Genomic DNA, 12,398 nt, shown 5'->3' with positions numbered 1-12,398 from the left:
ATTTCACCAACAAACTTCAAGGAATCATCACATGACTGAACAGACTGCCACCGCAGCCACAGCCTTCCCGTCCGCCTCGATCCTGGGCTACCCTCGCATCGGCCGCCGCCGTGAGCTGAAGAAGGCCGTTGAAGCCTACTGGGCCGGCAAGATCGACGCCGCTGCCCTGGATGCCACAGCCAAGGAAATCCAGCTCGGGACGGCCAAGCGCCTCCAGGGCCTGGGGCTCACCGAGGCGGCTGCCGTTCCGGGCACTTTCTCCTTCTACGACCAGGTGCTCGACGCCGCTGCCCACCTTGGCGCGGTGCCGGCACGTTTCGGTCAGCTCCTCAACGCCGACGGCCAGCTGGACATCGATGGTTACTTCACCCTTGCCCGTGGCAACAAGGAACAGCAGCCGCTGGAAATGACCAAGTGGTTCGACACCAACTACCACTACCTTGTGCCGGAAATCGGCCGGGAGACCAACTTCGCCCTAACCTCCAACCGCATCGTTGAAGAGTTCGAGTACGCCCTGGCCAACGGTGTTGAAACCCGCCCGTACATTGTGGGTCCGGTGACGTTCCTGCTGCTCAGCAAGGCTTCCGACGACGCGCCGGCCGGCTTCAGCCCGCTGTCACGCCTCGAGGATGTCCTGCCGGTCTACACCGCTCTGCTGGAGAAGCTGGCTGCTGCCGGCGCCAGCTGGGTCCAGCTCGACGAGCCCGCCCTGGTGGTGGATCAGGACAGCCCGGCCGAGGAGATCCAGGCCGCCGTCGCCCGCTCCTACGAGGTCCTTTCCGCCGCGGTCAACCGCCCACAGCTGTTCGTGTCCACCCCGTACGGTGCCCTCAACGGCCAGTTCGCAACGCTTGCCGCCACCGGCATCGACGCCCTGCACATTGACGCCTTCAAGGGCGCTGTTCCCTCCGCCGAAGAGCTCGCCGCCCTGGGCAGCAAGACCCTCGTTGCCGGCGTGGTTGACGGCCACAACATCTGGCGCAACGACCTCCAGGCCTCCGCAGACAAGATCGCTGAGCTGAAGAAGTCCGTGGCCAAGCTGGCTATCAGCACCTCCACCTCCACCCAGCACGTCCCGCACGACGTCGAGGAAGAGACCCAGCTGCCCGAACAGCTCCGCAGCTGGTTGGCCTTCGCCGACCAGAAGGCAGTGGAAGTTGTTACCCTCGCCGGCCTGCTGACCGACGCCGCTGCTGTTCAGCCCGCCATCGACGAAGCCACCCGCATCATTGCTTCCCGCGCGGAGGCCGAAGGCGTCCGCCGCGCCGACGTCCGTGCCCGCACCGCGGCCCTGACTGCCGCTGACTTCAACCGCTCCGAGTACTCGGTCAGGGAAGCAGCCCAGGAAGAGGCCCTGCACCTGCCGCCGCTGCCCACCACCACCATCGGTTCGTTCCCGCAGACGTCCGAAATCCGTTCCGCCCGTGCCCGCAACAACAAGGGTGACCTCACCAACGAGCAGTACGAGACGCTCATGAAGGACGAGATCAAGCGCGTTGTGGAGCTCCAGGAAGAGCTCGGCTACGACGTCCTGGTGCACGGCGAGCCCGAGCGCAACGACATGGTCCAGTACTTCGCCGAGAACCTCGAAGGCTTCGACGTAACCGTCCACGGCTGGGTCCAGTCCTACGGCTCACGCTGCACGCGTCCGTCCATCCTGTGGGGGGACGTCACCCGCAGCGCCCCCATCACGGTGGAATGGGCCAAGTACGCCCAGTCATTGACCAGCAAGCCGATGAAGGGCATGCTCACCGGTCCGGTCACCATCCTGGCCTGGTCCTTCGTCCGCGATGACCAGCCCTTGGGCGAGACCGCCAACCAGGTTGGCCTGGCACTCCGCGACGAGATCGCCGACCTCGAAGCCGCAGGCATCAAGGTCATCCAGGTGGACGAGCCCGCACTGCGCGAGCTCCTGCCGCTTCGGAAGGCAGACCAGGCCGCTTACCTTGACTGGTCCGTGAACTCGTTCCGCCTGTCCACAGCCGGAGCTGCGGATGCAACACAGATCCACACCCACCTGTGCTACTCGGAGTTCGGCGCCATCATCGACGCCATAGACGGGCTGGACGCGGACGTCACCTCCATCGAGGCTGCCCGCTCCCGTATGGAGGTCGTCCACGACCTCGAGTCCCATGGCTTCGGCCGCGGTGTTGGCCCGGGCGTTTACGACATCCACTCGCCCCGCGTTCCGGGCAAGCAGGAAGTCACCGAACTGCTGAGCACCGCCGTCAGGCACGTCCCGTCCCGCCAGCTCTGGGTCAACCCGGACTGTGGCCTGAAGACACGTGGCTACGCCGAAACTGAAGAGTCCCTGCGCAACCTGGTTGAGGCCACCAAGACGGTTCGCGCCGAGTTGCTGGAAACCGCCAAGTAGTAATTGACTAAGTACGACGCCGGCCGGTCACCTCACAAGGTGACCGGCCGGCGTCGTACTTAACGTGACTGGTTGAGGTCAGGACTCCCAGACGATTTCGTCGTCCACTACGCCGTCTTCATCCGCCGAGGCAACCAGGACTTCATCCGTGAAGTGCTGGCCGAGGGTGAAATCGAGGACGAAATACCGCTCAGGTTGCCCAGGATAGATCCCTACGTGGCCCAGTTTCAGCGCCTTGAGGAAAACGGCGTTAGTGAGCTCGCTCTTATCCGAGACGCCGAACACCTTCTGGAGGTGCTCCTCTTTGAGTGCGTTGCTGTGGAAGCGGAGGTATTCCTGGGGGCTGGTTCCTTCTTGCTCAAGTTCGATGGCGATCATGTCCCGCACCTCGTCTACGAGCTCGGGAAGGAAGCGCAGCCGGTAGTCCACCTTGTGCATGGCAGCTTCGTCGAAATGGTCATGTGCGTTGATGTTCAGGTCCAGCTCAAGGGTCTGACCCGCCAGCTCGTGTCTGGCCGCGATATTGTGATCCCGGCCGTGATTCAGTTCAATCTCACCAAAGTGCTGGCTCGCTACCTTGTTCATGAGTTCAACATAGCCCCCAAAAGCACCGTATTTCCAGCATCCGGGATTATTTCCCCTTCGCGCCCAGACTGCTGAGTGTTTCGGCCAGAAGATCCACGAAGAGCTGGACGCGGGCGGTCTTCTTTTCGTTGAACAACAGGGCAAAGACGTTCCGGGCAAGTCGGATTTCAGGGACGTCGAGCACGACGACGCCCGGTGGCTGGCGCAGAAGGGCGAGCTCCGGAACAAGGGCGGCGCCGAGTCCCGCAGCGGCCATCTCCAGGCTCGCATGGAAATCGTCGCTGTACGCCACTACTCGCGGATGCAGGTTGCAGCCGGCGAACAGCCGCTCGATAACCGTTGCGTCACTGGTTCCCGGATGGTGCACGATCCAAGGCATCTCGGACAGGTGGTCAGCGGCCATTTTCGCGTCCGTGCGGATTCCCCAGGCGGCAGGGAGCACCACCCTGAAGTTGTCGTCACCGATCCATTGGCGGTTCAAAGTGTGGGGCCAGGCCAGCCCGGACTGACCCACCTGATAGACGAGGGCCAGGTCCAGCTCGCCGCCGGTCCGCAGGCCCTGGATCGTCTGTGACGGTTCTGCCACCGAGACGCGCAGGTCTATGCCGAGATCTTTCCAGGCCGGCTTCTGCAGGATCTTGGGGAGAACGTAGGTGGCCAGGCTGGGGAAGATGCCAAGCCTCAGTTCCTGGCTCGTGACATCGTGCGTCCTGGTGGCTGCTGCCATGAGAGCCTCAATGTCAGTCAGCACTTTGGAAGCATGCCGGGTCATCACCACTGCAGCCTCGGTGGGCAGGATGCTCTTGGCTGAACGATGGAACAGGTCCACCCCGGTGTCGCGCTCCAGGGCAGACATTTGCTGGGAGACGGCGGACGCCGTGTAGCCCAGGCGGGTGGCGGCCGCCGCAAAAGATCCCAGCCGAACCACTTCGACCAGGGTGCGGAGGTGGACGGGGTTGACCATCAGAAGTCCTTTCCTTGGCTACCTACTTGCACCAGACATGCTGATGCAACGCGCCGTCCGATCATCCTAGTTCAAAGACGCGGCGCGTTAGCTCAGAGCCGGTGAACTTCCCGACCGCCAGGGGTACGACTGCTGGGCGCCGTAGGAGACCACGGATTCTGCCGCGACAGCAACGGCCAATTCCGCAGCTGCGTGCAGTGTCAGGCCTTCAGCCAGTCCGGCAGCAACGGCGCCCACAAAAGCATCGCCCGCGCCGGTCGTGTCTACCGCATCAACGGCTACCGGCGGAACGTGGACGGAGCCCCGTGTCTCGCCGACGACTGCCCCGCGGGCGCCCAGCGTGACGACGACGGATTGAACGCCTGCGGAAACCAGCGAGTCCGCCAGGGCCAACCCGCTCCGCACGGCGTCGGCATCGTGCATGAAATCGGCGTCGTGCATCTCAGGCCACGTTTGGACTTTTGCCTCCCTGGTGAGCAGCCGCAGGGCTTCGATGGCCTCATGTTCGTTAACGATCAGCACGTCAGCCGAGCGGATGCTTTCGGCTGAAAGGGGGATCACCGGAGCAAGATTCAAAACAATCAGGACTTCCGAGTCCCGCAATTCCCGGACCGTGAAATCCGTCGTGGCCAGAGGCAGTTCGCCTTGGAGCACTAATACATCACACGAGCGCAGGCGAGGAAGCGCAGCCGATACCACCGTGGCATCCACGTGATTGTTAGCCCCGGGAATCACCACGATGCTGTTCTCTGCGTTGCTGTCCACGCTCACCACCGCCAACCCGGTGGGGCCTTCAACTGCAGCTACCAGCTCAAGGCTCACTCCGCTGTCCTGGAGCAGCCTCGTTGCTTCGGAGGCGTTGGCATCACTGCCCACCGCGCCCACCATCAGCACCGTGGCTCCTTGGCGGGCAGCAGCGACCGCCTGGTTGGCGCCTTTCCCGCCCGGCGAAAGTGTCCCGCCAGTGCCCAAGACGGTTTCGCCCGCTGCAGGAAGGCGATCCACCATCAGCAGAAGGTCGGTATTGATGGAGCCGACAACGGCAACGGTTCCCTTTGACATTGTCATGGCTTCTTTTCCCTTAATGTTGCGTTGCTGGCGGTGCTGCATGGTGGGCTTCGCGATTGCTGGACAGGCGCTGCTGGCGCTCCGCCAGGCGGTGCTGAAGCTCACGGGTTGCCGGATACAGTTCACGGTACAGGCCATAGAGCTCGTTATAGTTCTGCCTGAGCGCAGGCTGCGGGTATACAACATGGGACGCGGGGTTCCATTCAGCGATCGAAGCGGCTGTACCGGCCTCACCGGCGGTGCCCGTGGAAGACCGCCCTGTGACGGCCTGGGCTGCGAGGAAAGCTGCACCGTAACTCGCGCCGATGGTTTTGGCCGGAACAATTTGCTCGCGTCCGGTGACGTCGGAGACAATCTGGGTCCACAGCCCGCCTTGCGTGCCGCCGCCAACGGCTATCAGTCGATCAATGGAGGCCCCGGCCTCCTCCATTCTGTCGATGTTGTGGCGTACGCCCATGGCTGTAGCCTCCAACGCTGCCCGGTAAAGATCGCCGCGGCCATGGGTGAGGGTCAATCCAGCCATAATCCCGCGCGCTTCAGGGTCGGCGATGGGCGTCCGCTCGCCGGCGAAGTAGGGCAGCATGAGCAGGCCTTTGGCACCAGGCCCGGACTCTTCTGCTTCAGCAAGCAGCTGCGGGTAATCCACCGCACCGAAGAGTTCTTTTAGCCAGCTGGTGATCGCTCCCGACGTCGCCATCCCGCCCGCAAGGGAACGCGTCCCCTCATAGGCGCCCACGGTTCCCCACAGTTCCGGCACGGCGATGCGTTTGGCCGTGGTGTGGACGAGGAACATGGTGGTGCCGTACATCAGCATGAGGTCACCCGGTTCCTGCGCTCCCACACTGACCGATTCCGTCCAGGCATCGATGGTCCCTGTTATCACCGGAATTCCCTGGGGCAGCCCGGTCTGTGCAGCCCCCTCCGCTGTGAGTTGTCCGGCCGTTTCCGAGGGCCAGCGCAGCGGCGGCAGGGCAAGGCGCGGTGCAATCTCCTTGACCCAGGGCTGGTACCAGTCGAGGGCTCCGGCATCGTAGAGGGGCGTGCATTGGCTGGCCGAGTGATGATCAAGTACGTATTCGCCTGTTAGCTGATACGCCAGCCAGGAAGCCGGCATGAACAGCATCCGTGCTTCCCGGGCAACCTCCGGCTCGTGTTCTTCTATCCAGGCGATTTTCGGACCCACGGCCTGCGTAGACAGCACGGAGCCGCACCTGTCCAGGATCTTGTCCGCGCCGCCGAGGCGTTCCGTCAGCTCCGCGATCTGGACGGTGGCCCGTGTGTCCACCCCGTACAGAATCGCAGGACGCAGGGGAGTGCCGCCGGCGTCGGCCAAAAGGACACACGGCCCCATCCCGCTGACGCCTACGGCGATAACAGAATCCTCGGGCGTGACGACGCTGCGGGCGATCGTCACGAACTCCTCCCACCACACGCCTGCGTCCATTTCGACCCAGCCTGGCTGCGGCCGGTCGACCCGGTGCTCCAGGGTCTCGCTGCGCAGCACATTGCCGGCCAGGTCAACCAGCACGCCCTTGCTGCTGGAGGTGCCGATATCGACGCCGAGTACTACGTCCGCCATGACGGATCCCCTAAAGGTTTACGTCGCCGCAAAGGTGCACCTGGACGCCCAGTTCCTGGAAGAGGGCGGCTTTGGCCACCAGGGCCTTGTCTGCAGTCTCCGCGTCGGGCGCATAAACGACCTGCACATGGTTGGCCTTGTGCCGCGCCATGAGCTGGTCGCGAGACACGCCATGGAGCACGGCGTGCATGATGGGCCATTCCTTGTTTGTCGCATTGAGCCGACGTTGGGTTTCTTCGTCAGGCAGCTCAATCGCGTGGCCCCGGCCAAGGTCCACATGGAGTGCACCGTCCATGATGAAAACCCGGGACCAGACAATTTCGCCGGCTTTCGATGTCCCTGACAGTGTGGAGCCGCCCTTGGGGAAGAACATAGCGGGCTGCCTGAGGCCGTGGGATTTGTCGTAGCCGCCATTGTGCGAGGCAGGAACCGAACCGGAGATCTCGAAGACCCACACGAATTCGCCATCGTATTCCTCACCCCAGCGGATGTCATGAAGGGTGGTGGCAGGATCCAGGCCCATGGCCGTCCAGATGCGGTTGGTGACCAGCGCATCTACAGCCACACCTTCGTCCACTTCGTTGAAGTGTGGCAGCGCCGCTCCTTCGTACAGTTCCCGGGATCCGTCCCGGGATAGCACGGGCGGGCGGGAGACGTTGTTGAGCAGCCCTTCCACCAGGTCCGAGGCCGGGGTCATGTCCTTGAGGCCCTGCTGGTACTGGATGCCGATCGCGTCAACTCCGAAGTCGTCCGCAATCCTCATTGCAGCGATGTACATCTTCAGCTGTTCATGTACCTGGGCTTCCGTGAGTTCAGCGGCGTCGTCAGTGCCGAAGTGGAAAGTGAACCCCGCATCGTCCAGCCAGGTACGGATTTTCTGCGCCTCATCATCGGCAACCTTCCGCATTTCGGCCACCAGCCCCGACTGCGAAAGGCGCTCCTTGTAGATACCCAGCGGGTTCAGCAGCTCGTCGTCGATGATTGCGTTGTACATGCCCATGCAGCCTTCATCGAACACGCCGATGATGGCCTTTTCCTGCCGCAGCTGCTGTGCCAGGGCCTGGCCCAATCGTGCCTCGTCAGTGTCCGGGAGTCCTCCCAGGTCGCGAACATGGCTGACGTCGTGCCGGATAGTGCCCGTTTCAAGCCATTCCCCCACTTTTTCCGTTGCCCACTCGTCAGTGAAGTCTTTGCTCCACAGCGAGGAGTACGCCACCCCTGCCTTGGTCAGCGAAGCGGTCAGGTTCAGCAGGCCGACCAGGCCCGGGAAATCGCCGGCCCAGTTGGCCACGATCAGAATGGGTCCCTGGTGTGAGCGCAGCCCGGCCAACACATGATGGCTGTACTGCCACACGGCATCAACCACCACCAGGGGAGCCGTGGCGGGAACGTTCCGGAAAACCTCCAGCCCGGCGCGCTGGCTGTCGATGAAACCGTGGCCGGTCTCCGGATCCACTTCGTGTGCCCGGTGGACCTGGAAACCGAAGCGTTCGACGGCGGCGGAGAAGTCCGCTTCCAGCTTCTGCTGGGTGGGCCAGCCAGCCGTGTTGGCGCTGAGGCGGAGGTCCCCGCTTGCGACGGTGTAGACGGTCTTTTCCTGAAGGGCCGGCAACTGGAGCTGCTCGGGGAATGCGTAGGTGGTCACGTAAATCTCCTCGGGTTTGGAACGGTTTAGGCGCTCGCAGGGTTCAGGAATTGAGGGCAGCGGCCTGGTGGAGCTCGCTGCGCAGAGAGTCATCGATTGCCGGCATCGGCATGCGCGAGGCCCATTCGCCGTCGACGTTTACCGAGACCGCTTCCTTCAGGCGGATGATGGACGGCCCAGCCAAGCGGACCAGCTCCACTACGGTCTTCTGCACGGATTGCGCTTCGTCGCTAATTCCGTCACCCTTCTGCGGGGAGGCGTCGAGGGCAGCGGCGAGGCGGGCGAAGGTCTCCGGGAATGCAGCGGACACGCCGGACACCACTCCAGTGCCGCCGTTTTCAAGGACCTGCGGCAGGGTGGAATCGTCGCCGGAATATACTTCCTGCCCGGGTTGGAGCTCAGCGGAATAGGCCACCAGATCCAAGGTGGCAGCTCCCGATAGTTTTGTGCCGCGAACCCCTGGCAGTGCCATGATTTCCCGGAACGCACCAGTGGAGACGGTGATGCCTGTGCGCTCTGGGAAGAGATAGACGTAATGATCGATCCCGGGGAGGGAAGCTGTAACGCCGCGGAAGAATTCGACGACGGCGGCGTCATCGGCAGGCAGGTAATAGGGGCTGAGGGTTGCCATCCGGGTAATCCCGAGTGCCGCGGCGGCCTTGCCGAGCCGGACCACCTGGCGGAGGCTGGGGTGGCCGATGTGGCCGATCACGCGTTCCGTGCCGAGAACCAGGCAGGCGCGGCGGAAGGCTTCGAGCCGTTCGTCGTCGTCCAGAGCCGGGAACTCGCCGGTGGTTCCGGCAACCAGGGCTCCGTGCACATGCGGGGAAATGCGTTGCAGCAGGGCGTCGTAGCTGTCCCACTCGATGGTGCCTTCGGCAGTGAAGGGAACGGGGAGGGCGCTGATAATCTGCGCGGTCATGAGGAAGCCTCTCGGTGTGGTTCAGAATGCTGTTGTTCTGGGTCGGTTAACAATTTGAGGGGTACGGCCGCGCAGGCAATGGCCCTGCGCTGCCAGGTGTAGGTAATGATCAGATCCTCGCCGAGCACCACCGCGGCCGGGTAGGAGTATTCGCCGGTACCGTCCGTGCGCACTCCTTCATCCCTAGGCTGGAAGCCCGTGGCGGATTCTCCGGGGAGGCTTGGTTCAAAGCCGTCCAAAGGCGTCAGGCCATCTTCGACGACGACGGCAGGCTCCCAGTTGCGGCCTTCGTCGGAGACGGAGACAACAAGTGGGCACCGTGAGCCCCAGTTTGCGGTCGTGGGGTTGTGGACGCAGGCGAGGGTCCAGTCAGGCAACCGGGCCACCGTGAGGCCGCTGTTGTTGTTGGGCAGCGCGCTCGGTTCTGCAATCGAGAAGGTCCGTCCGCCGTCGTCCGAGAAGGAGACGTAGGCCCGGCCCTCGGTGGACCGCATCAGCGCGCCGACTGAGCTGCCATTGGCCCAGAGCGCCGGCTGGATGATCCCTGCACCTGTAAGCCCATTGCGGGGGAGTGGAATGGGCGAGGAAGTCCACGTCGAGCCGCCGTCAGTGGAGCGGTCAACGAAACACTCCCATACAGCCCCGGCGGGATCCCACTTCTCGGTGGAGCCCGGTGCCAGCCAAGCTCCGTCCGCCGTCTGGATGGGAGGGTTCTTAACCGGTCCGCGCCCACCGCTGTCACCCGGAACAAGTTCCCTGGCCTCGCCCCAGGTGGTGCCTTCATCTGTGCTTGTGCACACCCAGGTGCTCCAGGAGGAGATGCGATCCCCGCGTTTGTGGAAAAGCCAGACTTCGCCGTTGGGGGCGAGGGCAAGCACTGGATTCCAATGGGCAATGTGGGTTGTCCCTGCGATGATGCGCGGATCACTCCAGATGCCGTCGCTGTTACGTCTGGAGCTCCAGATCCGGTTGTCGGCAGTGCCCTCTTCGGTTCCAGCGAACCAGGCGCACAACAGCCGATCTCCAATAGCGAGAACTGTTGATGCATGGCACTGGCGCCACAGCCTCCCGAACGCATGGTGCGGGGACGCCACCCACTCACGCGCCACCCCGGAGGTGATGGTGGCAGCACTCATTTCTTTTCCGTCACCTGACCGGCTGCTTCCCGCCGCGTCCGCTCTGCGAGCTGTTCTTCGAGGGAGGCAGCGCCGCCTATGCCCTGACGCGCACTGCGAACCTTGGCAATGATGGGCAGAGCCAACGAGACAGTGGCCAGCAACAGCAGCACCAAGGATATGGGATGGGTGACGAGGATCGCAGGACCATCGATCAGGAGTGCACGGCGCAGGTTGGATTCGGCCAGGGGACCAAGCAGCAGCCCCAGCACTACAGGGCCGGCGGGGAACCCGGTCCGCTTCATGATCAGGCCAATGACGCCGGCTATGAGCATGACGATCACGGTGTACATATTGTTGGTGACGGTGTAGGTCCCTACCAGGCAGAAAATCAGGATGGCTGACCAAATGTAGTGGTTCGGCAAATCCATGAGCCTGACCATCCCACGCATGCGCACCAGGCTCACGATCAGCGAGACAACCGTGGCGATGATCATGATTGCCGCGATCGAGACCACGAGTTCAGGACTGTTGCTGAACAGCTGCGGCCCGGGCTGAAGACCCCAGATGACCATGGATCCGATCATCACTGCCATCACGGAATCACCGGGGATACCCAATGCCATGGTGGTGGTGAGGGATCCTCCCAGCGTGCCGCTGGAAGCGCTGTCTGCGGCGGTAATGCCTTCGATAGAGCCTTTGCCGAACTTGTCCTTTTCTTTCGAGATTGCCCGCGCCCGGTCCCAGCCGATCAGGCCGGCGATATCCCCGCCGGCAGCCGGCACGACCCCAACGAATACACCTATGCCGGTGCCCAGGGCCATGGGCTTGCCCATCTGCTTGTACTCCGCCTTGTTGGGCCACCACCTCCCCAAGGAGGAAATGGGCTTGATCTTGTGCTCGTGGTGGGTGAGGAGCTGGTCAAAGAGCTCCGCGATACCGAAGAGGCCGATGATGATGGCGATGAAGTCCAGCCCACCGGCAAGATCATTGATGCCAAAAGTGAATCGTCGGTCCCCGGTGATCGGGTCCCGGCCGACGGCACCGAGCACCAGGCCGACGATGCCCGCGAGAAGCCCCTTAATAATGGATTTCGACGAGATAGACACCATGATGGTCAAACCGAAGACCACGAGTGCGAACATTTCCGCTGGACCAAAGTTCAAGGCAACCGCGGCCACAGGTTGCGCCGCCACGATGAAGACAACGATCGAAACGAGGATGGCCACGGTCGACGCGATCGACGAGATGACAAGAGCCAATCCCGCACGGCCATCTTTCGCCATCGGATAGCCGTCGAAGGTGGTGGCTATGGCCGCCGGAGTTCCGGGGGTGTTGACCAGAATGGACGGGACGCGGTCCCCATAGTTGGCTCCGACATAGATGCTGAGGAGTACCGCAAGACCTTGCACGGGTTCCAGCGTCAGCGTGAATCCGGATGCGAGTGCGACGGCCATCGATCCGGTGACACCTGGGAAGACCCCCACGAGTGTTCCCACGGCGAGGCCGATGATCAGGCACAGCAGGGTGACGGGATCCGTGACGGCGCTGAGTCCGGCTTCCAAAGCATTCATAGCGGCACTTTCAGCAGTAGGTTGAACAGGGCATAGATCAGGGCTGCCATTACAACCGGGTAGATGAGCAGCGCCCGGACTCCCCGTCCGCCCCCAATGGCGGTCACCACGGCAATGAACACCGGGGCCGTAAAGACGAAGCCGAGAAGGGGCCATGCCGCGAGGAACGCGATGGTGGCGGCCACTGTGAGGAGCAGCCGCAGCCATCCTGGCCGGGTGGAGGCTTCGAGTTCGGATCGTGATTGTGGCGGGCGGAGAACAGCGATGAGCAGCAGCACGATGGAGAGTGCAAGTCCCAGTCCGCCCAGCAACTGCGGCCAGGACCGCGGCGTCATGCCCGGCTGTTCAATCCGAAGCTCGATGGCCCCGCCCAGCAGGTAGACCGCGGCTGTGAGGCCGACGGCGGCGGCTGCCACTGCGATTTCGAGCCACTTTGAGGGGCTGGCGGAGGCAGAAGCAACCGGTGCTTCTGCCTCCTCGCCCGGCGCGACAGTCATACCAGCCGGCTCGACGCCGTTAGGCACCTGCGCCTCGGCCTTACGGTCCCGGCGATTGAGGGGACTGGCGTTCAT

Annotated in this window: 10 protein-coding genes; 1 reads left to right on the top strand and 9 read right to left on the bottom strand. The window is 63.2% G+C overall.

The window, feature by feature from the left end; all coding sequences use genetic code 11:
- The first annotated feature begins 31 nt into the window (after positions 1–31).
- Positions 32–2,374: a 5-methyltetrahydropteroyltriglutamate--homocysteine S-methyltransferase gene (gene metE, locus M1D88_RS12165; RefSeq protein WP_458111112.1), complete on the top strand. Its 2,343-nt coding sequence runs from the start codon at positions 32–34 to the stop codon at positions 2,372–2,374.
- A 78-nt stretch (positions 2,375–2,452) separates the two neighbouring features.
- Here metE and M1D88_RS12160 read toward each other — a convergent pair whose 3' ends face one another.
- From M1D88_RS12160 to M1D88_RS12120, 9 genes are all read right to left on the bottom strand, one after another.
- Positions 2,453–2,959, bottom strand: a complete 507-nt coding sequence (locus M1D88_RS12160) for a DUF2004 domain-containing protein (RefSeq protein ID WP_458111111.1) — start codon at positions 2,957–2,959, stop codon at positions 2,453–2,455.
- 46 nt (positions 2,960–3,005) lie between these two features.
- Complete coding sequence (locus M1D88_RS12155; protein WP_458111110.1) at positions 3,006–3,923, bottom strand: LysR family transcriptional regulator; 918 nt, start codon at positions 3,921–3,923, stop codon at positions 3,006–3,008.
- A gap of 87 nt (positions 3,924–4,010) precedes the next feature.
- Positions 4,011–4,985 (bottom strand): ribokinase, encoded by a 975-nt coding sequence (locus M1D88_RS12150; RefSeq protein ID WP_458111109.1) that lies wholly within the window; start codon positions 4,983–4,985, stop codon positions 4,011–4,013.
- Positions 4,986–5,004: 19 nt separating this feature from the next.
- On the bottom strand, positions 5,005–6,570 hold the full coding sequence (locus M1D88_RS12145; RefSeq protein WP_458111108.1) for an FGGY-family carbohydrate kinase: 1,566 nt from the start codon (positions 6,568–6,570) through the stop codon (positions 5,005–5,007).
- A 10-nt stretch (positions 6,571–6,580) separates the two neighbouring features.
- Positions 6,581–8,215: a fucose isomerase gene (locus M1D88_RS12140; RefSeq protein WP_458111107.1), complete on the bottom strand. Its 1,635-nt coding sequence runs from the start codon at positions 8,213–8,215 to the stop codon at positions 6,581–6,583.
- Between the two features lie 43 nt (positions 8,216–8,258).
- Positions 8,259–9,137 carry a dihydrodipicolinate synthase family protein gene (locus tag M1D88_RS12135; RefSeq protein WP_458111106.1) on the bottom strand — a complete coding sequence of 293 codons (879 nt, stop codon included), beginning with the start codon at positions 9,135–9,137 and terminating at the stop codon, positions 8,259–8,261.
- Entirely contained in the window at positions 9,134–10,273 is a 1,140-nt protein-coding gene (locus M1D88_RS12130; protein ID WP_458111105.1) for a sialidase family protein, read from the bottom strand. The genes M1D88_RS12135 and M1D88_RS12130 overlap by 4 nt, the downstream gene beginning before the upstream one ends.
- Positions 10,270–11,826, bottom strand: a complete 1,557-nt coding sequence (locus tag M1D88_RS12125; protein WP_458111104.1) for a tripartite tricarboxylate transporter permease — start codon at positions 11,824–11,826, stop codon at positions 10,270–10,272. Before M1D88_RS12125 ends, M1D88_RS12130 begins: the two co-directional genes overlap by 4 nt.
- Positions 11,823–12,398, bottom strand: coding sequence for a tripartite tricarboxylate transporter TctB family protein (locus M1D88_RS12120; protein ID WP_458111103.1), 576 nt, complete (start codon positions 12,396–12,398; stop codon positions 11,823–11,825). Before M1D88_RS12120 ends, M1D88_RS12125 begins: the two co-directional genes overlap by 4 nt.

This window comes from Arthrobacter sp. R1-13 (genome assembly GCF_054161475.1).
This window is presented reverse-complemented; position numbering and strand designations above follow the sequence as displayed.